This is a genomic window from Mycobacterium sp. AT1 (assembly GCF_002043095.1).
Taxonomy (GTDB): Bacteria; Actinomycetota; Actinomycetes; order Mycobacteriales; family Mycobacteriaceae; genus Mycobacterium.
This window is the reverse complement of record NZ_MVOC01000048.1, coordinates 19,035-41,637: the sequence shown is the minus strand read 5'-3', so window position 1 is coordinate 41,637 and position 22,603 is coordinate 19,035. Positions and strand designations below refer to the sequence as shown.

Sequence of the window (22,603 nt, the reverse complement as noted above, 5' to 3'; positions counted from 1 at the left end):
CGACTAGGCGGGCATCGGGTCGCCCGGCCGTCACGGTGCAGCGAAACCTGCGGCGCCGAGCACCTTTTGCCCCTCCGGCCCGGTTACCAGATCGATGAACTTCTGCGCGGTGGCGGTGTTCTTCGTGTCCTTCAGCAGAGCAATCGGGTAGGTGTTCACGGCGCCGCTCGACTCCGGAAACGGAACCGATGTGACCTTGTCCCCGGCTCCGGCGGCGTCGGTGACGTACACCAGTCCCGCGTCGGCTTGGCCGGAGGTGATCTTTCCAAGCACGTCGGTAACGGCGGATTCCTCACTGACCGGCGCCAGCGCTACCCCGGTCGCCTTCTCGACCTTCTCGGTCGCGGAACCGCACGGAACCTGCGGCGCACACAACACCACTTGAGTTCCCGGCTTGGCCAGGTCGGCAAAGGTTTTGATGCCCTTGGGGTTTCCCGGAGGCGTGACGATCGTCAGCGTATTGCTGGCGAAGTCGACCGGCCGGCCCGAGACGATGCCCGCATCCGTCGCCTTCGTCATGTTCTTCTGATCAGCGGACGCGAACACGTCCGCGGGAGCTCCCTGGGTCAACTGGGTGACGAGATCGGAGGAACCCGCGAAGCTGAACGCGACGTGCGTGCCACTGTTGTCCTTCTCGAACTGTTCCCCCAGCTCGGTGAACGTCGACTTCAGCGACGCCGCGGCGAACACCGTGATGTCCTTGGTCGACGACGCGGGGGTGTCGGTCTGCGACGACGCGCAGCCAGCGACCAGAGTCGCGGCGCTTAGTGCGGCCGCAGCGACGCCCAGAACCGATTTCACGAGGCTCCTCCTGCTGTTTCGACGATCACGGTTGTCGCCTTGACGACGGCCACCGCGACGACACCCGGCTCCAGGCCAAGTTCGGTAGCCGATGAACTGCTCATCAGCGAGACGACGGTGAACGGTCCGCACTGCATCTGCACCTCGGCCATCACGTGATCCACCGTCACCTTCGTGACCAAGCCGACGAACCGATTGCGGGCGGAACTCGATGCGCCGAGCGGATCAGGTGGAGGCGTTGCATGATCACGGGCGAACGCGGCCAGCACGTCACCGGCGATCACCTTGCGACCAGCGTCGTCCTTGTGGGCGGCGAGGCTGCCGCCGTCGATCCAGCGGCGCACCGTGTCGTCACTGACTCCGAGCAGGATGGCCGCATCTCTGATCCGAATCGCCTGCACGGCGCATCACCTCCATCCGTTAGATTCCGCGTATGCGGCTAAAATAGCCGAATAATTGCAATCTTGCGGACATAGCGCGTCAACGTCCCCGCAGCGGCGGCTCGCCGTCGATTAGAAACGTTCAGCCGTAGAAGAACGGCAGTTCGGTCACCACTGGTAGGGCAGGTACTTCCCGCTGAAGGTGACGACGACCCGATCACCCTGCGGATCTTCGTGTTTGGCGAAGTCTACGTTGAAGTTGATCGCACTCATGATGCCGTCGCCGAACTCTTCGTGGATCAGTTCCTTCAGGGCTTGCCCGTATACGTCGATCGCTTCGTGGAAGCGGTACACGGTGGGGTCGGTGGCCAATCCGGCGTCGGCGATCCGGTAGGGCTGGCGCTGAAGGGCAGCACTGACGTCGGGGGCGAGGTCGAGGGTCTCGGCGACGAGTTCGGCCGATTCTCGCGGGACCGGGTGCTTGCCGAGCAGAGCGGCAACCGTCCAGACGAGGGGTTTGTCGATGCGTTCTGCGATGTCACGCCAGCTCAGGCCCTTCGCCAAGCGTGCTTCGTCGACGATCCGTCCGGCGGCGACCTTGTCGATTCCGTTGCGAGACATGGGTACTCCTGGATCGGTGGGACGCACGGCGCACCCGGTCCGTCGCCGTCGACGAACCGGGCACGCAGCGTTCTGGTTGCTAGCTACTTACGGTGGCGGTGGCGGTGTAGGAGCGTGCCCCGGTGCCGGCCAGCGCGCCTCCGTCGACGATTAGATACTCGTCCCTGATGGGCGATCCCTCGAAGTAGCTCTCCAAGATCTCCCGGGTACCGGCGGCGTAGCGGGTCTGAGCCGACAACGACGAGCCCGAAATATGCGGTGTCATGCCGTGATACGGCATCGTGCGCCACGGGTGGTCTGCCGGCGCGGGCTGTGGATACCACACGTCGCCGGCGTATCCGGCGAGTTGCCCACTCTCCAAGGCGCGAACCACGGCGTCGCGGTCGACGATGAGAGCACGGGCGGTGTTGATCAGGTATGCGCCACGCTTCATCGTCGAGAGCAGGTCGTCGTCGAACAGTCCCCTCGTCTCCGGGTGCAGCGGCGCGTTGATCGTCACGACGTCGAGATGCGGCACCATCTCCTGAACCGACTCGTGATGCGTCAGGTTCAGTTCGGCCTCGACCTCTGACGGCAGGCGGTGCTTGTCGTAGTAGTGCAGACCCACGTCGAAGGGTGCGAGCCTGCGCATGACGGCCAGCCCGATGCGCCCGGCCGCCACCGTGCCGACCTGCATGCCCTCCAAGTCGTAGGAACGTTCCACGCAATCGGCGATGTTCCAGCCACCGTCGAGCACCTGCTGGTGCGACGGCAGGTAGTTGCGAACCTGCGACAGAATCATCATCACGACGTGCTCGGCCACGCTGATGCTGTTGCAGAAGGTCACCTCGGCGACCGTGACTCCCGCCTCGATCGCGGCGTCGAGATCAACGTGGTCCGAACCGATTCCAGCGGTGACGGCCAGTTTGAGGTTGGGCGCCTTGGCGATTCGTTCGGCGGTCAAGTACGCGGGAAAGAATGGCTGCGAGATGACGATCTCAGCATCGGGCAGGTGCTGGTCGAAGACCGATCCGTCGCCGTCCTTGTCGGAGGTGACTATCAATTCGTGGCCAAGGCCCTCCAGATACGTGCGCAATCCGAGCTCGCCGGAGACGCTGCCGAGCAACTCACCCGGGGTGAAGTCGATCGCCGACGGGGTGGGCAGGGTCTGCCCGTCGGGGTACCGCTCGAGTTTCGGCAGGCCGTCGCGTGCGTAGGTCTTCGGGTAGCCGGTCACGGGATCGTCGTAGAGAACGCACAGAATCTTGGCCATGGTGGTCTTCTTCTCTCATCGAGGCGGAGTTGGACATGTGCACCCGCATCTGATCAGGCTGCGGACGGTGCTGGTCGTCGACGAATTCGACCGTAGCGCCGTCGTCCGATGGCGGACAAGGGATTCTTCTTTGCGATCTGACATGCTTCGATAGTTCGAAACTATCGAGATGACGACGGGGGGTGTGGCCATGCACGGTGACGTGCTCATCCAGCAACTGGAATACCTGGTCGCCTTGGCAAGAGACAGACACTTCGGCCGCGCTGCCCTCTCGTGCAACGTCAGTCAGCCGACGTTGTCGGTGGCGATCAGGCGTTTGGAAAGCGAGCTGGGTGTCGTCATCGTCCGACGCGGACATCGGTTCGAGGGCTTCACCGAAGAGGGCAGCAGGGTCGTGACGTGGGCGCACCGAATCCTGGCTGAGCGTGACGAACTACTTGCCGACGTGGAACGCATGCAGGGACGATTGAGCGCCATGGCGCGGGTCGGTGCGGTTCCGACGTCGGTGCCCGCCAGTCCGCTCCTCACCGATCGCTTCCTCCACGACAACCCCGCGGCCTCGGTGCGCATCGAAGCGCTCTCGTCGCGGGAGATCGCAGTGCGCCTCGCGGAATTCGAGATCGACGCCGGACTCACCTATATTGACAGCGAAACACCGCCTGGCACAGAGCGTTTCGAACTTTACCGCGAACGATTCGTCCTGCTCGCGCCAGCCGACGACCCAATCATGGCACAGGACGAAGTGCGGTGGTCACAGGCCGCCAAGCTCCGGCTGTGCGCACTGACACCGGCCATGCGGAACCGTCGGATCATCGACGCCAACATGGCGGCCGACGGCGCACGCTTTCGTCCCACCGTCGAAGCCGACACGGTCGGAGCCTTGTTCGCCCACCTGGCTGGACGGCAACTCGCGACGGTGGCCTCTCACACCTGGCTGTACGCGTTCGGCGTGCCGCGCGGGCTGACGGTTCGCCCCATGGCGCGAACCGGGAACGGCCCCGCGGTCGGTCTGATCGTCCTCGACCGCGAACCCAAATCCATAGTGGCCCAAGCACTGGTGACGGCGGCGACCGGCGTGGACTTCGCCGGCGTTCTGCGGGACGCCCTCGACGGCTGGCTGCCAAGGTAGACAGTTTCAACTGTGCAGTTTAGGCTGTTGAAATGGAACGGGTCAGCGAGTCGGCAGTTGTGGCAGCGCAGGATCTGCGCGTGCTGTTCGGCAGGTTGCGCAGGCGACTGCTGGAAGTCGCGACGGCCGACGACCTCACCCCGTCCCAGACCGCGGTCCTGATCCGCCTCGTCAAGGACGGTCCCGCGTCGACCAGCCAGCTGGCCGGCGCGGAACGCGTGCGCCCGCAGTCCATGGCCACCACGCTCGCCGGCCTGGACCGCCACGGAATGATCGCGCGCACACCAGATCCCGAGGACGGGCGCCGTCAACTCGTCGACCTCACCGCCCTCGGGCGTAGGCACGGGGAGAACGACCGCAAGGTTCGCAACGAATGGCTGGTGCGTGCCTTGCAGGACCGCTACACCGAACCGGAACGCCGCGTCATCAATGAGGCGCTGACGCTTCTGTCCCGGCTCACCGACTAGCGGAGAGTACTGACACACAATGAAATTGGCCGTTCACTACATCGACTTCCTGCCCGGCGCACCCGAGCGGCTGGCACCCACACTCGCCGCGACCGTCACGGCCGCCGAGGATGGTGGAGTCGACACCTTCACCCTCGCCGACCACTTCTTCCAGATGGAGAACGTCGGTCGCGCCCAGGATCCCTTCCTCGAGGGCTACACGACCATGGGCTACCTCGCCGCGCTGACCGAACGCATCACGCTGGCGATGCTGGTCACCGGCGTCACCTACCGCCATCCGGGCGTGCTGGCCAAGACCATGACGACCCTGGACGTATTGAGCTCCGGCCGTTCGATGTTCGGCATCGGGGCGGCCTGGTACGAGCGCGAGCATCACGCGCTGGGCATCCCCTACCCGCCGCTCAAGGATCGGTTCGAGATGCTCGAGGAGACGCTGCAGATCGTCCAGCAGATGTGGAGCGACGACGACGGAGCCTACGAGGGCACGCACTACCAGCTGGCGGAGACCATCTGCCAACCGCAGCCGATCCGTCGGCCCCCGATCCTCATCGGCGGCTCCGGCGAGAAGAAGACACTGCGCATGGTCGCGCAGTACGCAGACGTGTGGAACGCGTCGTCGACGCTCGAGGAACTCCCCCACAAGCTCGACGTGCTGCGCGGGCACTGCGACGCGGTCGGGCGCGACATCGCCGAGATCCGGCTGACCGCCGGATTCTTCGAGGATCCGTTCTCCGACGTCGACGGCTATCTCCGCACGCTCGACCGGTACGCCGCCCTGGGCTTCCAGACGATGTGGACCGGACCGTTGCCCGGCAACCCCGACCCGGCGGGCTGGGTCAAGCGCCTTGGAGACGAGGTCATCCCTCGACTGCCCGGTTGAGGAGTCCCGGGGAAGAGTCGCGCGATGGGCTGCAATGGTGTGTAGTCGGGAACCGTGATGTCAGCCAGAGAGAAGATGTCCTGGAAACCCGTTCCCGCCGACGCACACGTCGTCGCCCCGGACGAGCGACTGAGCTGGCCGCGCACCATCGGCATCGGCGCCCAGCACGTCGTCGCGATGTTCGGCGCGACGTTCCTGGTGCCCGTGCTGACGGGCTTCCCGCCGGCCACCACGCTGCTGTTCTCCGGTATCGGCACGGTGCTCTTCCTGCTGATCACCGGCAATCGACTCCCCAGCTATCTTGGCTCGAGCTTCTCGGTCATCGCCCCCGTCACCGCGGCGGTGGCGTCCAACGGCACCGGAAGTGCGCTCGGCGGCCTGATCGCGGTGGGCCTGCTGCTGATCCTCATCGGCGCGATCGTGCACGTCGTCGGCACCGGCTGGCTCGACGCGACGCTCCCCCCGGTGGTGACGGGCGCCATCGTGGCGCTGATCGGCTTCAACCTCGCCCCCGCAGCCAAGGCGAACTTCGAGAAGGGCCCGGTCGTCGGGATCGTCACCCTCGTCCTGCTCGTCGCGATCCTGGCGTTCTTCCGCGGCATCATCGGCCGACTCGCGATCTTCCTGGCGGTCGTCATCGGCTACCTCTTGGCGCTCGCGCTCGGCGACGTCGACACCTCCGCGATCGCGGCCGCACCCTGGATCGGGCTTCCCGAGTTCCAGTCGCCATCGTTCAGCCTCTCGGTGCTACCGCTGTTCCTGCCCGCGGTGATCGCGCTGGTCGCCGAGAACATCGGCCACGTCAAGTCGGTCGGCCAGATGACGGGCACCGACACCGACCCGGTCATGGGTCGGGCCATCGCGGCCGACGGCGTGGCCACGACACTCGCGGGCTTCGGCGGCGGATCGGCCACTACGACCTACGCCGAGAACATCGGCGTGATGGCTGCGACCAGGGTCTATTCGACGGCGGCCTACTGGGTCGCCGCCGCGGTCGCCATCGTGCTGGCCATGTGCCCCAAGGTCGGTGCGGCCATCTCGGCGATCCCACCCGGCGTGCTGGGCGGCGCGACAATCGTGCTCTACGGGCTGGTCGGGATTCTCGGCGTCCGCATCTGGCTGACCAACCACGTCGACTTCAGCCTGCCCGTCAACCAGATGACGGCCGCGATCCCGCTGGTCATCGGCATTGCCGACTTCACCTGGCAGGCAGGCTCGTTGATCTTCACCGGCATCTCGCTTGGCTCCATCGCCGCGCTGGTGATTTATCACGGCATGCGGCTGCTGGGCTTCCGGTCGGCCGCACGGGAAGGCGACCTGGCCAAGAGTGATCTTGATGACGGAAACGGCGAATCCCCGACCTCTGGCGTTGACGTGGGCGACAATGACGGCGAGTCGGCCAAATGAGGGGATGCACGACATGAAGAAGCTTGCAGCAGTGCTGTTGACGTCAGCGGCGATGGGGGCTCTGCCGTTCGCGATCGCGCCGGCGGCTCAGGCCGACATCTGCGCGGGCGCCGGTGGCCGGCACGTGGCGGTCGGTGGGTGCACCAACATCGCGGGCGACGTGACGCGGGTCGCGATCGCATCGCAGGCCACCCCGTACGTCTGGGGCGAGGTCCCCTGCTACACCGTCGAGGGAGTGCCGTACTACACGCCGCCTGGCGCCCCCTGCTGACGCCCCTCCAACACCGCTGACGGACCCCGGTTCATCAGCTGACGGGCCACGATGAGGCGCTGAATCTCACTGGCGCCCTCCCAGATCCGCTCGACGCGGAGCTCGCGGTACATCCGCTCGGCGACGTTCTCGCGCATGTAGCCACGGCCACCGAAGATTTGCACGCTGCGGTCGGCCACCCGGCCCGCCATCTCCGAGCAGTACAACTTCGCCATGGATGCCTGCGCATGCAACGTCTTTCGGTCGGCGCCGCCGTCGATCGAGCGGGCCACCTCGTAGAGCATCGTGCGCGCGGCGAAGAGCTCGGTGGCGCAGTCGGCCAGCATGCCCGCCACCAGTTGATGCTCGCCGAGCGGTTTGCCGTCGACCACTCGCTCCTTCGCGAACGCCGTCACGTCGTCGATTAGCCGCTGCGCCGCACCGACGCACCTCGCCGCGACCATCAGCCGTTCGAACCGAAACCAGTCCTGGGTGAAGGTCATCCCCTCCCCCTCGGCGCCGACGAGATTCGCCACCGGCACCCGTACACCGGTGAACGCGACGATCGGATGCTCGTCGGCAATGTGGTGCGAATAGTGCGGACTACGAACCACTTCCACACCCGGCCACGGTAGGTCCACCACCAGCAGCACGTGCTCGCCCTCGAACTCCCCTCCGACGAGCACCGCCTGCACGAAGCAGTAGTCGGCCAGGTTGTAGGACGTGACGTGCCACTTGACACCGTCGACCACGTACTCGTCGCCGTCCCGGCGTGCGGTGGTCGTCAGCGCGGAGACGTCCGAGCCGGCGAACTCCTCGGTGATGGCATAGGCCTCGTGCTTCTCGCCGCGCACGGCGGGCAGCAGCCACCTGTCCCGCTGGTAATCGGTGGCGACGTCGACCCACCACTGCGGCGGAGTCGCCATCACCCAGCCGAGCCCGTTGGTTGCCCGCCCGCACTGTTCCTGCACCAGCACCTGCTGCAGCGCGGAGCAGCCCCGACCGCCGACCGACGCCGGCATGTTGGTGGCGAAGAGGCCCAATTCGATTGCCCGGGAATGGTGTTCGGAAGTCACCTCCTTCGGGAGCAGGCCGCCGGCCAGCTCGGCTTCGAGCTCGAGTGGTATCAGCGAGTCGACGAATCCGCGCGCCGCGTCCTGGACGAGTCGATCAGCCTCGGATAGCCCGTACATCCATGCTCCTCGCGCTTGACTGAGCGTTCAGTCTATGTCAGCGTTCAGTGCTATGACTAGTTCCACTCGTGCCGACGTGGTGGTCGTCGGTGGCGGGACGGTCGGCGCCTGGACGGCGGTGCTTCTTGCCGAATCAGGCGTCGCCAACGTCGTCCTTCTCGAGGCGGCCACGCTCGGCGACGGAGCAAGCAGCCGCGCCGCGGGCATGGTCCGCGCCCAGGGCGGCACCGAACCCGCGATCAAGCTCGGCCTCCGCGCCCAGGAGTTCTACACCGCCAGCGGTGACCGCTTTCCGCTCGACTGCGGCTTCGTCGCGCAGGGCTACCTCATGCCGGCGTTCACCGAAGCCGAAGTGCAGCAGGCGCATTCCCGTATCGCGCTACAGCAGAGCCTCGGCCTCACCGTGGAATGGCTCGGCAGCGACGACCTCGACGCCCGCCCGACGGGCCTCGCACCCGGCGTGACGATGGGCGCGTCCTACGCCCCAGGAGACGGTTACATCGACGCGCCCCGCAACGTACTCGCCTACACCGCCGCCCTGGTCGCGCACGGCGTCGACGTCCGCGAGCACTGCGCGTTCACCGGTCTGCGCACCAAGGGAGGCCGGGTGGTCGGCGTCGACACGGCTGACGGCCCGATCGACACCGACCGCGTCGTGCTGACCGGCGGACCCAAGCTCGCCGCGGTCGGCACCACGGCGGGCGGCAGGATCCACGCCGGCGGCGCACGTCACCAGGTCGTCGTCACCGCCGCGCCGCCCGGCGTCGACGTGCACGAACTTCCGATGGTCTTCGACGTCACCTCTGGAATCTATTGGCGCCCAGGTGAAGCCGGCGGCGTCCTGTGGGGCATGAGCAACCCCGACGAGGCGCCGGGCACCGCGGTCGACTTCGACACGGCGTACTACCGCACGGCGCTGACGCGCATGGAACACCTCTTCCCCGCGGTCAGGGGCCTCGGGCTCAGGCGCTCGTGGGCGGCGACCATCGACTACACCCCCGACCACCTCCCAATCCTCGGCCCGCTGCTCACCGACGACGGCCCGGTCGACGGCACCGTCGTGGCCAGTGCGGCGGGCCACGGCATGATGTGGGGTCCCGCCGTCTCGCAGGTGGCGGCCGATCTGACGACCACGGGCCGCTGCGACTGGCTCGACCTCACCGACCTAGGCCTCGACCGCTTCGACGCCGACGGCAACAGTCGGGTTGCCCCCGAACCGATTTCACTACCGTTCCCCGAGAGGGCCTCCCGATGATCACCAGCATGCTGCCCAACGCCGCCGACGCCGAGCTCGAGGATTGGGGACCCCTCGACGAGGCCACCGGAGCTCCGATGGCCACCAGCGGACTCGAGGTCTGGGCGGACGGCGACTCGTCGGCGGGCATCTGGCAGTGCGCCCCCGGCCCGTCCCGGTGGACGCTGGCGACGCACGAGGTGATCTACCTGGTGGCAGGCCGGATGACGGTCACCCCGGACGGCGGCGAGGCCTCCGAGATCGGCGTCGGTGACGTCGCGGTGTTCCCGAAGGGCTGGACGGGCACGTGGGACATCCACGAGACCGTCCGAAAGGTCTACTCGATCTTCTGAGCGACCCCGGTCAACTCAGGCCCGTGGCCGACCGTCGGCGGCGTGAGATCGCGTCGACGCTGGCGGCGAGCAGCAGAACACCGCCGGTCACCAGGAAGTTGATGTAGGACGACTGGTTCAGCAGGCCAAGGCCGTTGGCGATGGTGGCGACCACCACGCCGCCGATCACTGCGTCAACCGCGCGACCCTTGCCACCGAAGAGGCTGGTGCCGCCGATGACGGCCGCACCGACGGCGTACAGCAGGACGTTGCCCGCGCCAGAGGACGCCGACACCTTGCCACCGTAGGACGCGGCGATGATGCCGCTGACGGCCGCGAGAGACGAGCCGATCACGAACACCGAAATCCGGATCCGGTCGACGTTGATGCCGGCCCGACGCGCCGCCTCGGCGCTGCCGCCGACGGCGTAGAGGTGTCGGCCGTAGCGGGTGCGCGTGAGCACGAACGTGAGGCCGATGAGCAGCACCACGACCAACGGCAGGACGTAGGGGATGCCGCGGATCTCGACTCGCGGGTTGACGCTGCGGTTGAGGCTCAGCAGGAAGGTCACGCCCAGCGTCACCGCGGCCACGCCGACGATGCGCGCGATCACGACTCCCAGTGGGGCGTGGTGCAATCCGGCCGCGACCTTGTTGCGGTGCTTGAGCAACTCGAAGCCGGCGAAGGCGACGACGATCAGCAGCGCGCAGGCCCATCCGATGGCCACCGGCAGATTGGCGATGGTGATGCCGCGGATGACCGGGTCGTCCACCCGGACCGAGCCGCCCTCACCGATCAGCTTGAGCGTGACGCCTTGCAACCCAAGGAAGAACGCCAGTGTCACCACGAACGACGGAATTCCCAGCTTGGCGCGGAGCAGCCCGATCAGTAGCCCGATGAACGCGCCGCAGAGCACGCCCCCCACCACGCCGGCCCACCACGGCCAGCCTTGCCCGGTCATCGTCAGCGCCATCACACAGGCCGACACACCGCCCGCCACCCCCGCCGACAGGTCGATGTCGCCGAGCAGCAGCACGAAGACCAGGCCCATGGCGAGCACGCAGATGGAGCCGGCCTGGGTCACCAGGTTGGCCAGGTTGAGAGCGGAGAGGAACCGGTCGTTGGCCAAACCGAACACGACGAAGAGCACGACTAGTCCGAGAATGGCGGGCAGCGAACCCATGTCGCCGCCGCGCACCCTGCGCAGGTAGCCGCGGGCCGCGTCGGCGAACGTGGCGTCCGAGTGACTGTCGGCCGCGAAGGCCGTGTCGTCGAGCTCGGCCTTGGCTGTCGGCGAGTTGGTGGTTGTCATGTCGCGTTCCTTCACGTCGACTGGGCGGCGTCGGCGGGGGCCAGCCCGAGGCTGCCGGAGTGCCCGGCGGTGATCAGCTCGACGACCTGCCCGCGGGTGACCTCGGCGGTCTTGACCTCGGCCGCCACCCGCCCCAGGTAGAGCGCGCAGATCCGGTCGGCCACCTCGAAGACGTCCATCATGTTGTGGGAAATCAGCACGACGCCGAGCCCCTGATCGGCAAGACGCCGCACCAGATCGATGACCTGACGTGTCTGCGCCACCCCAAGTGCTGCCGTCGGTTCGTCCAGCAGCACCACCTTCGAGTTCCACAGCACGCACTTGGCGATCGCGACGGTCTGGCGTTGGCCGCCGGACAGGCTGGAGACGGTCTGGCGCACGGATTTGACCGTCTTCACCGACAGCGACGCCAGCGCTTGGCGTGCCATCGTCTCCATCCGGGCCTCGTCGAGCATCCCCCGTTGCCGGATTTCGCGACCGAGGAACATGTTCGACACGATGTCCAAGTTCTCGCACAGGGCCAGATCCTGGTAGACCACCTCGACGCCAAGGGCGGCAACGTCATTGGGGCCATGCACCGTGACGCGCTCACCCTCGAACAGGTACTCGCCGCTGTCGATCGGATGGATTCCGGCGATCGCCTTCACCAACGTCGACTTGCCTGCGCCGTTGTCTCCGACGAGCGCCGTCACTTCGCCGGGCCGGACGGCGAAGTCGACGTCACGAAGCACGTGCACCATGCCGAAGCTCTTGTTGACTCCCCGCAGTTCGAGGATGGGCGCGGTCATCAGTCGATCAGAGCCCCGCTGCGCTGCACATCGCGGCGAACTGCCCGGCACAGACCTCGTCCTTGGACTGGCCGCCGTCGCTGATCACGACGTCGACGTTGTCCTTGGTGATCGCCTTCGGGGTCAGCAGCACGGAGGGAACTTCGCGATTTCCCTTGTCGTCGCGCGAGGTTCCCGATGCGGTGACCGACTCGCCCTTCGCCAGCGCGATGGCGGCCTTGGCCAGCGCGCCCGCTTCTTCCTTCGCGGACTTGTAGACCGTCATGCACTGGGTGCCGGCGAGCACGTTCTGCAGACCCTCGACGGTGGCGTCCTGACCGGTGACCGGCACCTGCCCCGCGCGACCGTTCTTCTCGAGGATCGAAATCACCGATCCGGCGAGGCCGTCGTTGGCTGCGTACACGCCGTCGATCCTGCCGTCGGCGGCGGTGTACATCTGCTCGAAGATGGTGACGGCCTTGTCGTTGTCCCAATCCGGCACCGACTGCTCGCCGACGATCTTGACGCTCGGGGTCTTGTCGACCACCGAGTGAGCTCCGGCGGTGAAGAGGGTCGCGTTGTTGTCGGTGGGAGAACCGTTGAGGAACACCACGTTCGACGGCTTGCCCGCCAGGCAGTCGACCAGACCCTGGCCCTGGAGTTGACCGACGGTGTTGTTGTCGAACGAGACGTAGACGTCGGCCGATCCGCCAAGGGTGAGCCGGTCGTAGTCGATGGTCTTGACGCCTTGGCTGGCCGCCTTCTGCTGGATCGCCGCACCGCTGTCGGAGTCGAGGTTCACGATTGCCAACACGGTGACACCGTCGGCGATCATGCCGTCGGCGATGGTGGCCATGCTGTCCGTCGACCCCTCGGCGTTCTGAATGGTGTACGGCACGCCAGCAGCCTTGAAGGCCTCCTCGAGGGCCGGCCGGTCCTTGGACTCCCACCGGACCGAGGACTTGGTGTCGGGCAGGATCACGCCGATCTTGCCCTCGGACTTGGCTTCACCGCCGCCGCCGCTTCCGCCGCTTCCGCTGCTGCTGCAGCCCGAAAGGGCCAGTCCGGCGACGGCGAGCACGGCACACACCATTGATGGCACTCGGTTCATGGATTGCTCCCCATTCTCGATTTGTTCTTGACGACAACATATAGCGTGACGTGCATCACGTCTAGGGATTGGCGTACGCCAGCCTCAGCGCGCGCCCAGCAGATGCTCGATGGCCAGTTGGTTGAGCCGGACGAAGCCGAATCCCTTTGCTCCGAAATATGATTCGGCGTCGAAGTCCTCCATTGCCGACCGGTCGGTCAGCAGGTCGCGGTAGGTTTCGCCGGCGTCGAGGGTGGGCCGCCGCAACTCGGCGACCTGAGCCAACTCCATGGCCTCGGCAACCTCCGGATCAGCCCGGAAGGCGGCGGCACGCTGCTTGAGCAACAGGTACATCCGCATGTTGGCCGCCGCCGAGAACCACACACCGTCCCCGTCCTCGGTACGGCTTGGCTTGTAGTCGAAGTGGCGCGGCCCGAGGTAGCTCGGGCCGCCGTCGGGGCCGCCGTTCTCCAGCAGGTCGACCAGGGCGAACGCGTTGGCCAGGTCGCCGTGGCCGAACACCAAGTCCTGGTCGAACTTGATGCCGCGCTGACCGTTGAGGTCGATGTGGAACAGCTTGCCGGCGTCCAGCGCCTGGCTGATGCCGTGGACGAAGTTCAGGCCGGCCATCTGTTCGTGACCGGTCTCGGGATTGACGCCGACGATCTCGGAGTGGTCCAGCGTCTCGATGAACGCCAGCGCGTGGCCAACCGTCGGCAGCAGGATGTCGCCCCTCGGCTCGTTGGGCTTGGGCTCGATCGCGAAGCGCAGCTGGTAGTCGTTGTCGAGGACGTACTCGCACAACAGGTTCAACGATTCGCGGTAGCGTTCGAAGGCGGCCTGAACGTCCTTGGCACTGTCGTACTCGCTGCCCTCGCGCCCACCCCAGATCACGAAGGTCTCGGCGCCCAGTTCGGCCGCCAGGTCGATGTTCCGAAGGACCTTGCGCAGCGCGAAGCGCCGCACCGAGCGGTCGTTGCTGGTGAAACCGCCATCCTTGAACACGGGCTGGGAGAATAGGTTCGTGGTCACCATCGGCACCACCATGCCGGTGGACTTCAGCGCCGACACCAGCCGGTCGATCGCCCGTCGACGCTCGCCGTCCGACGAGCCGAAGGGGAACAGGTCGTCGTCGTGAAAGGTAAGCCCGTAGGCGCCCAGCTCGGCGAGCCGCTCGACCGCCTCGACCGCGTCGACCGCGGGGCGGGTGTCGACGCCGAACGGATCGGATGCGGTCCACCCCACGGTCCACAATCCGAAGGAGAACTTGTCCGACGGCTGAGGCGTGACGCCGTCGGCGAGCGAGACACTGGACTGGGCTACGGACATCTCCGCCTCCTGGTTGAATCAGACTGTAGATTTGTTCAGTCGCCGAACTTATAGTGTGTTCCACGCCACTGTCAACGGGGAGATCGTCGAGGGGAGGAACGTCGTGAATCGCGCCGCAAGGATCGGGACCAGCACCGATGACGTACGCAGGCGCAACCTGTCCGGTGTGCTGACCTTGGTCCATCGCCACCGCGGAATGAGCCGAGCCGAGCTGACCCGCAGAACCGGGCTGTCCCGGTCGACGGTCAAGGACCTCGTCGAGGAACTGGCCGAACATCGCCTGATCGAGGAGACCCGACCCGCCGCCTCAACCCAAGTCGGCAGGCCAAGCCCCGTCGTGCGGCCACACCCGAGCATGCTGGCCATCGCCGTCAACCCGGAAGTCGACTCGCTGACCGTCGGCCTGGTCACCCTCGGCGGGAACGTCATCGAGGTGAACAAACGGGCCACCCCCGGCGTCCTCACCGCCGAGCAGACCGTCGACCTCGCGGCCGACATGATCGACCGGTTGCGGAGTCGGCTCGAGCCGGACTGCACCGTGACCGCCGTCGGCGTCGCGGTGCCCGGCCTGGTGCACGCGGCCGGATCCACCATCCGACTGGCCCCGCACCTCGACTGGCATGATGCTCGGATCGGCGAGATGATGTGCGCGGCAACGGGTCTGCCAACGTTCGCGGCCAACGACGCGAATCTTGGTGCCATCGCGGAGCACATCTTCGGCCAGCACGCCAACGCCGAACACATGGTGTACGTCAACGGAGGCGCGGGCGGCATCGGCGCCGGCGTCGTGGTCGCCGGGCAACTGTTCGACGGTGCGGCGGGCTACGCCGGCGAGCTCGGCCACACCTTCGTCGGCGGTGCGAAGCAATGTCATTGCGGGGCAACGGGATGTTTGGAGACCGAGGTCAGCCAGTCACAGACCTTCGAGAAGGATTCGAGCGTGCGGGCCAGCACGATCGAACGCCAGGCGCACTACCTCGGCATCGCACTCGGCAACGTCGTCAACCTGCTCAACCCCGGCCTGGTGGTGCTCGGCGGCTTCCTGCGAGTCTTCCCATCGGTGGCGGCCACCGCCCTCGACGAGGCCATCGCGCGACACAGTTTCCGCGCACCCGCGGAGATGCTGCGGATCGTTCCGGCAAGCCTCGACGCGGACACCCTGATGATCGGTGCCGCGGAGCTCGCCTTCGCGCCGCTACTGGCCAACCCCGCCGCGCTGTACCACCAACGCGTCGACGGCGACCACGCCGGAGTCCGAGGCGATCAGCGGGTTGGCCTCGACAGCCTCGAGTGAATCGCCGAGTTCGCTTGCCAGCTGCGAGAAGCCGACGATCGCTTCGGCCAATGCGTCGACGTCGGTTGCGGGTGCACCACGCCAGCCGTCCAGCAGGCGCCGGATGCGCAGCGCGTCCAACATCCGCAGCGCGCCACCGTGGGACACCGGCGGGCACGCCAACACGCGGTCGGCCAGAAGCTCCACCAGCGTGCCGCCTGCGGCGACCACGACTAGCGGGCCAAACGTGGCGTCCCGTACCACGCCCACCGACACCTCGACGCCGCCGGGCACCATCGGTTGCACCGTCACCGACGGGCCCAAACGCTGGGCCAGATCCGCGTATGCCGCCCGAACCGCGGTGGCGTCGACCAGGTTGAGCGCAACCCCGCCGACGTCGCTCTTGTGCTCGGCCGCAACGGTTTTCATGACGACGGGACAGCCGGTCGCCTCGGCGGCGGCGAGGGCCTGGTCGAGGGTGTTCGCGACGATCGGCCGGGCGACCGGTATGCCGTAGTCGGCGAGCAACTCGAATCCCAGCGCAGGGTCCCAGTGGTCCAGCCGCGCCTGCCATCGTCGCCGCCGGTCGCGGTCGACGGCCGCCGCACCGGACTCCAAGCGCAGCGGCCACCTGGCCAGGTGACCCAACGCCACCACCCCGCTGCGGAAACCCTCCAGCACGGGTATCCCGTTGTCGCGCAACCGGGTCGCCGCATCGCGGTCGACGGCGCCGGGCAGTGAGGTCAGCACGGCCAGCGGGGCGTCGGTCTCCGCTGCCACGTCGAGCACCGCATCCGGATAGGCCGTGTCGCCGTCGAATTCGGGAACCAGGTCGACGGCCAACGCGGTGACGGCGACCGCGGGATCCTGGGTCATGACGTGCAGACAAGCCCGGAACAGCGACCTGGTGTCGGCGCCGGTGCCCCACACGTCGAGCGGATTGGTGGCGATCAGCCCGTCGTCGAGGAGATCCGCGATGGCCGTCAGGGACTTCGGAGACAATTGGGCGAACTCGACGCCGACCTCGTGTGCGAGGTCGGCGATCATGGCTCGTTCGGCACCGGAGTCGTGCACGGTCGCCACCCGACCCCCGGACCTGGTCCGCCGACGCATGCTGAACATCTCGACGGTGTCGGCGAACTCGGCCATGTCCCGCACCCGGAGGGCTCCGACGTCGTCACAGAAGGCCTGCCAGGCAGCGTCACCACCGGCCAGCGCTCCCGAGTGGGCGGCGACCATCGCCTGACCGGTCGGGGAACCGCCGACCGGGAGCACCACGGTGGGGATGCCCCCGTCATGGGCGCGGCGCAAGGCCCGTCGTAGCCGGGGCACCTCGCGTGGGCTTTCGAGCAGCAGCGCAAGCACGTCGGTGCCAGGATCGTCCAACGCGTAGTCGACGTAATCTGCTGTGGTGGTGACGATTTCCTGACCCGAGGAGACGGCGAGCCGGAACCCGAACCCGCGACGGGCCCGCAACAGCGTCGAGAAGGCCGACCCGGAATGGGTGACGAGGCTGACCCCGCCCGCCGGTAGGTCCTCGGGTTCGAGGTATCCGAGCGCGCGAAGACCGATTGCGTTGTTGACGAAGCCCATGCATCCCGCACCGCACAGCGCCATCCCGGCCTGCGAGGCGACGGCCGCCACCTTGTCGCGGACCCCGAGCGCGGCGCCGAACACGACGGCGGACCGGGCACCCGCGTCCGCGGCGGCGGCCACCTGCTCGACCAGCGCACCGTCTGGCACGCCGAGCAACACCAGGTCGACGGGCTCGTCGAGCTCGGCAAGCGACGCCGCGCACGGCACGTCGCCGATCCGGTCGTAGCGGGGGTTGACCAGGTGCATCCGCGCCGAACTGCGCTGCGCCTCGACGATCATCCGGGCGCCGAAGCTGTCGGGGCGCGCACTGGCACCGACGATCGCGACCGATCGGGCCCCGAGCATGGCGGCCACCGCCGCGCGGCGCTGCTCCCCCACCGGATCGCAGACCTAGGACGAGCGACTCAGGACGGAGCGCAACCGGCCGTTGGCCCGCTTCTTGTCCGCCAGTGCGGCCTTGGCGGCTTGCCAGCCCGGGATGCCGCACACGCCGCCGCCGGCGTGCGTTGCCGAGCTGCCGTTGTAGAGCCCGGCGATGGGTGTGCGGTAGTCGGCGAAGCCAGGCGCGGGCCGCATGTGGAACAGCTGCTCGAGCGAGAGTTCGCCGTGGAAGATGTTGCCGCCGATCAACCCGTACTCCTGCTCCATCTCGTGCGGCCCGACGACGTCGCGATGCAGGATCGAGGACGCAAAACCGGGCGCCACCTGGTCGTACAGATCGATCATCCGGTCGGCGTAGGCGTCGAGTTCGTGCGCGTGCGGGGCGTCGGCCCACTCCGCGGGCACCCACTGGGTGAACAGCGACATGATGTGCGTGCCATCGGGATTGAGCGTCTTGTCCAAGGTCGTCGGGATGACGCCGTCGCTGAAGGGCGCCCATGCCGGCTTGCCGACGCGGGCGTCCTGGAAGGCCGCCTCGATGAACTCCATCGTCGGAGCCATCTCCACCGAGCCGGTGTGGTGCTCGGCGATGCCCGAGCTCGGGTCGGCGGTGAAGTTGGGCAGCTCGGCGAGGGCCAGGTTGATCTTCACGACGCCGCTGCGGGTCTTCCAGTGCTCGATGTCGCGGACGAAGTCGTCGGGCAGCTCGTGGCGCGGGATCTGGTCGAGGAAGGCGGTACGCGGGTGCAGCGTCGTCACGACCAGCGGCGCGGTGATCTCCTCGCCGTTCTCGAGGACGACTCCCTCGACCTTGCCGCCGCGCACCTTCAGCGTGGACACCCTTGCGTTGGTGCGGATCTCGGCCCCGAAGGCGCGCGCCGAGCGGGCGATGGCTTCCGACACCCCGCCCATGCCACCCTCGGGGTAGCCCCAGCTTCCGAGCTGCCCGTCACCGACGTCGCCGATCGAGTGGTGTGCCATCACGTACGCCGTGCCCGGCTCGTACGGGCCGGCCCAGGTGCCGATCACGCCGTTGACGGCGAGCGCTCCCTTGATCTGAGGGGACTCGAACCAGTCGTCGAGCAGGTCGGCGATGCTCATCGTCAGCAGCCGCGTGACGTCCGCGGTCATCCGGGTGGTGATGCCCTTCTGGCTCCACGCCAGCTTGGCGAGATCGAACAGGTCCGACGGCTTGTGGGAGCCGATGTTGGGTGGCACCTGGGTGAGCAGCGGCCCCATCACCTCGGCGATGCCCTCCAGCCACTCGTTCCATCGTGGCCATGCGTCGGCGTCCCGCTTGGAGAACTTGGCGATCTGCTCGTGGGTGCGCGCCGGATCGTCCTCGAAGATGGTCAGCGAGCCGCCCTCGGGGAACGCTTGGTAGTAGGGCCCCATGGGGTGCACCTTGTAGCCGTGCCGCTCAAGGCCGAGCTCGCGGACGATGGTCGGCGGCATCAGGCTCACCACGTAGGACAGCCGCGTGACCCGCAGGTGGGGGGCGTCCTTCCAGGGCGCCTCGGTGGTTGCGGCCCCACCGATGCTGCCGCGCGATTCCAGCACCAGGGTCCTCGCGCCGGAGCGGGCCAGATAGGCGGCCGAGACGAGACCGTTGTGCCCACCGCCGACGATGACGGCGTCATACGCATTGGTCACTGGAGACCTTCTTCCGTGTCGTGCGGCGGGAAGTCCTGACTGACTGTTCAATCTAATCGAGTGTTAGGCTTGCGGACAAGAGGCAGTGCCGCCACGCTGAGGGGGATTTGAAGGGTCATGGCCGAACCTGCGCCTGCGACGGAGAACAACGAGGGCCGTCGCGTCGAAATGCTCGACGCCGCAGCGAGCTTGATCTGCGAGCGCGGCTTCGGCGACACCCGCATCGCCGACGTGGCCAAGCGAGCCGGTGTCAGCTCAGCGCTCGTCATCTACTACTTCGGCACTCGCGACAGGCTTCTGGTCGACGCACTTCGCTACTCCGAGGAGTCGTTCTACGAGGCGGCCGAGAAGATGCTCGCCGAGGTCACCTCGATGCGCGAGAGGCTGTCGCTGCTGATCAAGTGGACGGTGATTCCGCAGGCGGACAACGAGATTCCTGGTGCCTGGGGGTTGTGGTTCGACCTGTGGGCGCAAGCGTTCCGACACGAGGAGGTCAAGGCGGGCCGGGTCGAGCTCGACGCCCGTTGGCGCCGGATGATCGTCGACGCCGTCAAGTCCGGGGAGGCCTCCGACGAGGTCGGGGGCAAGGTCGACGCCCGGATGTTCGCACTCGAGTTCGGCGCGTTGCTCGACGGTCTGTCGATTCAGGTCGCACTCGAAGATCCCGAGGTCGACTCCGAGGTGGCCTACGCCATCGCCATGCGCTTCTGCGAGCGCGAGCTGGACCTGCCCCCGGCGAAGAAGAAGATCAAGCCGAAGAAGGGCTGAGCGCCGCGCTGCGGTGCAACACGCGTACGGCGTCGTGTGAACAGACGCAGACCACCGCGGATCCGGGCGGATGCGTCACCGACGTCGGACCGGCGGCGTTGGGCACCTCGACCACCAATGTCGTTGCCGCGCCGACGTCCACGTGTACCTGCGTTTGGGCGCCGAGGTACACGATCTGCGCCACCGTGCCGTTGATCGCGTTGTGTCCCGCGGGCACCGGTTCGTCGCGGCCCTGAAGCGCGATGCGCTCGGGCCGAATCACGATGGCAGCCGCGCCCCGTGGCACCGAATGGTCGACCACCGCACCGAGTCGGGTGTCGATCGCCAGGCAGACTGCCGAGGTGTCGGAGACGTCGACCACGTCGGCGTCGAAGATGTTTGCAGCCCCGAGGAATCCGGCGACGAACGTGGTCGCGGGCGACGAGTAGATCTCCTGCGGCGGCCCGACCTGCTCGACCCTGCCGTCCGCCAGAACCGCGATCTGGTCGCTCATGGTGAGCGCTTCCTCTTGATCGTGGGTGACGTAGACGAACGTGATGCCGACCTCGCGCTGCACCGCGCGCAACTCGAGTTGTAACTGCCTGCGCAGCTTGGCATCCAGCGCCCCGAGCGGCTCGTCGAGCAGAAGCACCCGCGGCCGCAGCACCAACGCCCGAGCCAACGCCACCCGCTGCTGCTGCCCGCCCGACAACTGGGCGGGTCGCCGCTTGGCGAACCTGCCCATCTGCACCAGGTCGAGGGCTTCGTCGACGCGGCGCCTGGTCTCCTCCCGTGACGTCTTCAGGTACTTCAGGCCGAACGCCACGTTGTCTGCGACCGACATGAAGGGGAAGAGGGCATAGGTCTGGAAGACGGTATTCACGGGGCGGCGATGCGGCGGATCGCCCGCGACGTCGCGACCGTCGAGTTCGATCCGGCCGGAATCGGGTTTCTCGAAACCGGCAATCATCCGCAACGTCGTGGTCTTGCCACACCCCGACGCCCCCAGCAGCGAATAGAACTGTCCCGCAGGGATGTCGAGGTCGATCCCCGTCACGGCGGGAACACCGTCGAAGGACTTGGCCAGCTGGTGCAGCCCGATGTGACCGCCCGTCACGGCGCTACTGCCTCAGCCAAACGCGCGAAGTTCGTCGTGAACCGGTCGACGTCGGCCTCGTCGTGCTGAACGGACAGCAGCCACTGCTCCACCTTCCCCCACGGTGGCAGGAACACGCCGCCGTTGTGTTGCATGAGCCAGTGCAGATGGCCGAGACGCGCGTCCACCCGCAGGAAGTCGCGGAACTCCCGGACGGGGTCGGCGCAGAACGTCACGCACCCCTTGGCTCCGACCGACACGACGTACCAGTCGAAGCCGTACCGTGCGACGGTCGCCTCAAGCCCCCGACGCATGCGCGCGCCAAGCGCGTCGAGGTGGCGGTAGTTGTCGTCGGTGAGCACCTCCGACAGCGTGGCCCTGGTCGCGGCCATCGCCAACGGGTTGCCGTTGAAGGTGCCGACCTGTTCGTAGCGGCCGTCGGCGATCGCCGACATCACCTCGGTGGTACCGCCGATCGCCGCCACCGAGATGCCGCCGCCCAACGCCTTGGCCAGACACACCATGTCGGGTACGACCCCGGAGAGTGCGGTCACGCCGCCCGGCCCGGTGGTGAAGCCCGTCTTCACCTCGTCGAAGACGAGCAGGGCTCCGGCCTGGTGGACGAGGTCCCGAATCGCGGCGAGGTAGCCGTCGTCCGGGGTGATGATGCCGGCGTTCATCATGATGGGCTCGAGGATCATCGCGGCCACCCGGTCGCGGTGTTCGGACAGTGCCCTCGCGACCGCGTCGGCGTCGTTGAACGGCACGACGACCACCAGATCCCGAATTGCCGCCGGAATCCCCGAATTCCCTGGCACGCCGGTGGGATGATCGCGGGGACCGATCTCGTCGGCCTCCGGCAGCACCGACACCTGAACCGAATCGTGATGACCGTGATAGCAGCCCTCGACCTTGATGATGAGGTCACGCCCGGTCAGCGCGCGCGCCAGGTGGATCGCGTCCATGGTGGCCTCGGTGCCGGAGTTGGCGAACCGCCACAGCGGAAGGCCAAACCGGCGGGCCAACTCGCCGGCGATCCAGATCGCGTCCTCGGTCGGCTGGGCGAAGTGCGTGCCCCGCCGAACCCGATCGCTGACCGCGGCGACGATCGCCGGATGTGCATGTCCCGCAATCGAAGCGCCGTAACCGCCATGCATGTCGACGTAGGAGTTGCCGTCGACGTCGTAGACCTTCGAGCCCTCGCCGTGGCTCATCCAGACGGCCTGCGGTTCGGCGATCTGCCAGTTGGACGTGGCACCGCCGGCCAGGTGCTCGCGTGCCCTGACGATCATCTCGGAGCTGCGCGGCTGGCGGCGGAGGAAAACCTGCTCCTCGGCGGCGATGAGATCGTCGACCGCGTCGGACACCTTGCTCTGCACCACCGTCGAAGGCACGGCGCACCTCCACTTCGCT

At 67.3% G+C, this 22,603-nt stretch carries 22 protein-coding genes; 9 read left to right on the top strand and 13 right to left on the bottom strand.

Going from position 1 to position 22,603, the window contains the following annotated elements; genetic code table 11:
- Positions 1-30 precede the first annotated feature (30 nt).
- From modA to B1790_RS21685, 4 genes are all read right to left on the bottom strand, one after another.
- On the bottom strand, positions 31-801 hold the full coding sequence (modA, locus tag B1790_RS21700; RefSeq protein WP_079925320.1) for a molybdate ABC transporter substrate-binding protein: 771 nt from the start codon (positions 799-801) through the stop codon (positions 31-33).
- A complete protein-coding gene (locus B1790_RS21695; RefSeq protein ID WP_079925319.1) occupies positions 798-1,202 on the bottom strand; it encodes a molybdopterin-binding protein in 405 nt (134 codons plus the stop codon). The genes modA and B1790_RS21695 overlap by 4 nt, the downstream gene beginning before the upstream one ends.
- Positions 1,203-1,349: 147 nt before the next feature.
- Positions 1,350-1,802: a cyanase gene (gene cynS, locus B1790_RS21690; RefSeq protein WP_079925318.1), complete on the bottom strand. Its 453-nt coding sequence runs from the start codon at positions 1,800-1,802 to the stop codon at positions 1,350-1,352.
- 79 nt (positions 1,803-1,881) lie between these two features.
- A complete protein-coding gene (locus B1790_RS21685; protein ID WP_079925317.1) occupies positions 1,882-3,054 on the bottom strand; it encodes an NAD-dependent formate dehydrogenase in 1,173 nt (390 codons plus the stop codon).
- 190 nt (positions 3,055-3,244) lie between these two features.
- Here B1790_RS21685 and B1790_RS21680 point away from each other — a divergent pair, with 190 nt between their 5' ends.
- Genes B1790_RS21680 through B1790_RS21660 form a run of 5 tightly spaced genes read left to right on the top strand, consistent with a single transcriptional unit; the run spans position 3,245 to position 7,208 of the window.
- The gene (locus B1790_RS21680) at positions 3,245-4,183 is read left to right on the top strand and encodes a LysR family transcriptional regulator (RefSeq protein WP_079925471.1); all 939 of its coding nucleotides are present in this window, start codon (positions 3,245-3,247) and stop codon (positions 4,181-4,183) included.
- Positions 4,184-4,215: 32 nt separating this feature from the next.
- Complete coding sequence (locus B1790_RS21675; RefSeq protein WP_079925316.1) at positions 4,216-4,650, top strand: MarR family winged helix-turn-helix transcriptional regulator; 435 nt, start codon at positions 4,216-4,218, stop codon at positions 4,648-4,650.
- Between the two features lie 19 nt (positions 4,651-4,669).
- Positions 4,670-5,530 carry an LLM class F420-dependent oxidoreductase gene (locus B1790_RS21670; protein ID WP_079925315.1) on the top strand — a complete coding sequence of 287 codons (861 nt, stop codon included), beginning with the start codon at positions 4,670-4,672 and terminating at the stop codon, positions 5,528-5,530.
- Positions 5,531-5,587: 57 nt separating this feature from the next.
- The gene (locus tag B1790_RS21665; protein ID WP_079925314.1) at positions 5,588-6,937 is read left to right on the top strand and encodes a uracil-xanthine permease family protein; all 1,350 of its coding nucleotides are present in this window, start codon (positions 5,588-5,590) and stop codon (positions 6,935-6,937) included.
- A gap of 13 nt (positions 6,938-6,950) precedes the next feature.
- Positions 6,951-7,208 carry a hypothetical protein gene (locus B1790_RS21660; RefSeq protein ID WP_079925470.1) on the top strand — a complete coding sequence of 86 codons (258 nt, stop codon included), beginning with the start codon at positions 6,951-6,953 and terminating at the stop codon, positions 7,206-7,208.
- On the opposite strand, the gene B1790_RS21655 is transcribed toward B1790_RS21660, so the two are convergent.
- Positions 7,181-8,380 carry an acyl-CoA dehydrogenase family protein gene (locus tag B1790_RS21655; RefSeq protein ID WP_079925313.1) on the bottom strand — a complete coding sequence of 400 codons (1,200 nt, stop codon included), beginning with the start codon at positions 8,378-8,380 and terminating at the stop codon, positions 7,181-7,183. The two genes, B1790_RS21660 and B1790_RS21655, sit on opposite strands and share 28 nt — an antisense overlap.
- A gap of 52 nt (positions 8,381-8,432) precedes the next feature.
- Between B1790_RS21655 and B1790_RS21650 the strand changes: the two genes are divergently transcribed.
- Together B1790_RS21650 and B1790_RS21645 are read left to right on the top strand one after the other, a co-directional pair.
- Entirely contained in the window at positions 8,433-9,635 is a 1,203-nt protein-coding gene (locus B1790_RS21650; protein ID WP_079925312.1) for an FAD-binding oxidoreductase, read from the top strand.
- The gene (locus B1790_RS21645) at positions 9,632-9,967 is read left to right on the top strand and encodes a cupin domain-containing protein (RefSeq protein WP_233165254.1); all 336 of its coding nucleotides are present in this window, start codon (positions 9,632-9,634) and stop codon (positions 9,965-9,967) included. The genes B1790_RS21650 and B1790_RS21645 overlap by 4 nt, the downstream gene beginning before the upstream one ends.
- Positions 9,968-9,977: 10 nt before the next feature.
- Here the strand turns inward: B1790_RS21645 and B1790_RS21640 are convergent, their stop codons facing one another.
- From B1790_RS21640 to xylA, 4 genes are all read right to left on the bottom strand, one after another.
- Positions 9,978-11,258 carry a sugar ABC transporter permease gene (locus B1790_RS21640; RefSeq protein WP_079925468.1) on the bottom strand — a complete coding sequence of 427 codons (1,281 nt, stop codon included), beginning with the start codon at positions 11,256-11,258 and terminating at the stop codon, positions 9,978-9,980.
- 11 nt (positions 11,259-11,269) lie between these two features.
- The gene (locus B1790_RS21635) at positions 11,270-12,046 is read right to left on the bottom strand and encodes an ATP-binding cassette domain-containing protein (protein WP_079925311.1); all 777 of its coding nucleotides are present in this window, start codon (positions 12,044-12,046) and stop codon (positions 11,270-11,272) included.
- 7 nt (positions 12,047-12,053) lie between these two features.
- Positions 12,054-13,136 (bottom strand): sugar ABC transporter substrate-binding protein, encoded by a 1,083-nt coding sequence (locus B1790_RS21630; protein WP_079925310.1) that lies wholly within the window; start codon positions 13,134-13,136, stop codon positions 12,054-12,056.
- A gap of 84 nt (positions 13,137-13,220) precedes the next feature.
- Positions 13,221-14,444, bottom strand: coding sequence for a xylose isomerase (gene xylA / locus B1790_RS21625; RefSeq protein ID WP_079925309.1), 1,224 nt, complete (start codon positions 14,442-14,444; stop codon positions 13,221-13,223).
- A gap of 103 nt (positions 14,445-14,547) precedes the next feature.
- Here xylA and B1790_RS21620 point away from each other — a divergent pair, with 103 nt between their 5' ends.
- The gene (locus B1790_RS21620; protein ID WP_233165253.1) at positions 14,548-15,738 is read left to right on the top strand and encodes an ROK family transcriptional regulator; all 1,191 of its coding nucleotides are present in this window, start codon (positions 14,548-14,550) and stop codon (positions 15,736-15,738) included.
- Here B1790_RS21620 and B1790_RS21615 read toward each other — a convergent pair.
- Both B1790_RS21615 and B1790_RS21610 read right to left on the bottom strand, forming a co-directional pair.
- Positions 15,640-17,691 (bottom strand): acetate--CoA ligase family protein, encoded by a 2,052-nt coding sequence (locus B1790_RS21615; protein ID WP_233165252.1) that lies wholly within the window; start codon positions 17,689-17,691, stop codon positions 15,640-15,642. The genes B1790_RS21620 and B1790_RS21615 overlap by 99 nt on opposite strands.
- A 12-nt stretch (positions 17,692-17,703) precedes the next feature.
- Complete coding sequence (locus tag B1790_RS21610; RefSeq protein ID WP_079925308.1) at positions 17,704-19,347, bottom strand: NAD(P)/FAD-dependent oxidoreductase; 1,644 nt, start codon at positions 19,345-19,347, stop codon at positions 17,704-17,706.
- Positions 19,348-19,464: 117 nt separating this feature from the next.
- Here B1790_RS21610 and B1790_RS21605 point away from each other — a divergent pair, with 117 nt between their 5' ends.
- Positions 19,465-20,115 carry a TetR/AcrR family transcriptional regulator gene (locus B1790_RS21605; RefSeq protein WP_079925307.1) on the top strand — a complete coding sequence of 217 codons (651 nt, stop codon included), beginning with the start codon at positions 19,465-19,467 and terminating at the stop codon, positions 20,113-20,115.
- On the opposite strand, the gene B1790_RS21600 is transcribed toward B1790_RS21605, so the two are convergent.
- Complete coding sequence (locus B1790_RS21600; RefSeq protein WP_079925306.1) at positions 20,096-21,211, bottom strand: ABC transporter ATP-binding protein; 1,116 nt, start codon at positions 21,209-21,211, stop codon at positions 20,096-20,098. The genes B1790_RS21605 and B1790_RS21600 overlap by 20 nt on opposite strands.
- Complete coding sequence (locus tag B1790_RS21595; RefSeq protein WP_079925305.1) at positions 21,208-22,584, bottom strand: aspartate aminotransferase family protein; 1,377 nt, start codon at positions 22,582-22,584, stop codon at positions 21,208-21,210. The genes B1790_RS21600 and B1790_RS21595 overlap by 4 nt, the downstream gene beginning before the upstream one ends.
- Positions 22,585-22,603: the final 19 nt, after the last annotated feature.

What these genes read in the sequence shown, in the direction of transcription:
- B1790_RS21660 (WP_079925470.1), top strand. Translation starts at nt 6,951, where the DNA reads ATGAAGAAGCTTGCAGCAGTGCTGTTGACGTCAGCGGCGATGGGGGCT.
- B1790_RS21655 (WP_079925313.1), bottom strand. Translation starts at nt 8,380, where the DNA reads ATGTACGGGCTATCCGAGGCTGATCGACTCGTCCAGGACGCGGCGCGC.
- xylA (WP_079925309.1), bottom strand. Translation starts at nt 14,444, where the DNA reads ATGTCCGTAGCCCAGTCCAGTGTCTCGCTCGCCGACGGCGTCACGCCT.
- B1790_RS21630 (WP_079925310.1), bottom strand. Translation starts at nt 13,136, where the DNA reads ATGAACCGAGTGCCATCAATGGTGTGTGCCGTGCTCGCCGTCGCCGGA.
- B1790_RS21680 (WP_079925471.1), top strand. Translation starts at nt 3,245, where the DNA reads ATGCACGGTGACGTGCTCATCCAGCAACTGGAATACCTGGTCGCCTTG.
- B1790_RS21635 (WP_079925311.1), bottom strand. Translation starts at nt 12,046, where the DNA reads ATGACCGCGCCCATCCTCGAACTGCGGGGAGTCAACAAGAGCTTCGGC.
- B1790_RS21685 (WP_079925317.1), bottom strand. Translation starts at nt 3,054, where the DNA reads ATGGCCAAGATTCTGTGCGTTCTCTACGACGATCCCGTGACCGGCTAC.
- B1790_RS21640 (WP_079925468.1), bottom strand. Translation starts at nt 11,258, where the DNA reads ATGACAACCACCAACTCGCCGACAGCCAAGGCCGAGCTCGACGACACG.
- cynS (WP_079925318.1), bottom strand. Translation starts at nt 1,802, where the DNA reads ATGTCTCGCAACGGAATCGACAAGGTCGCCGCCGGACGGATCGTCGAC.
- B1790_RS21645 (WP_233165254.1), top strand. Translation starts at nt 9,632, where the DNA reads ATGATCACCAGCATGCTGCCCAACGCCGCCGACGCCGAGCTCGAGGAT.
- B1790_RS21675 (WP_079925316.1), top strand. Translation starts at nt 4,216, where the DNA reads ATGGAACGGGTCAGCGAGTCGGCAGTTGTGGCAGCGCAGGATCTGCGC.
- B1790_RS21670 (WP_079925315.1), top strand. Translation starts at nt 4,670, where the DNA reads ATGAAATTGGCCGTTCACTACATCGACTTCCTGCCCGGCGCACCCGAG.
- B1790_RS21605 (WP_079925307.1), top strand. Translation starts at nt 19,465, where the DNA reads ATGGCCGAACCTGCGCCTGCGACGGAGAACAACGAGGGCCGTCGCGTC.
- B1790_RS21650 (WP_079925312.1), top strand. Translation starts at nt 8,433, where the DNA reads ATGACTAGTTCCACTCGTGCCGACGTGGTGGTCGTCGGTGGCGGGACG.
- B1790_RS21665 (WP_079925314.1), top strand. Translation starts at nt 5,588, where the DNA reads ATGTCAGCCAGAGAGAAGATGTCCTGGAAACCCGTTCCCGCCGACGCA.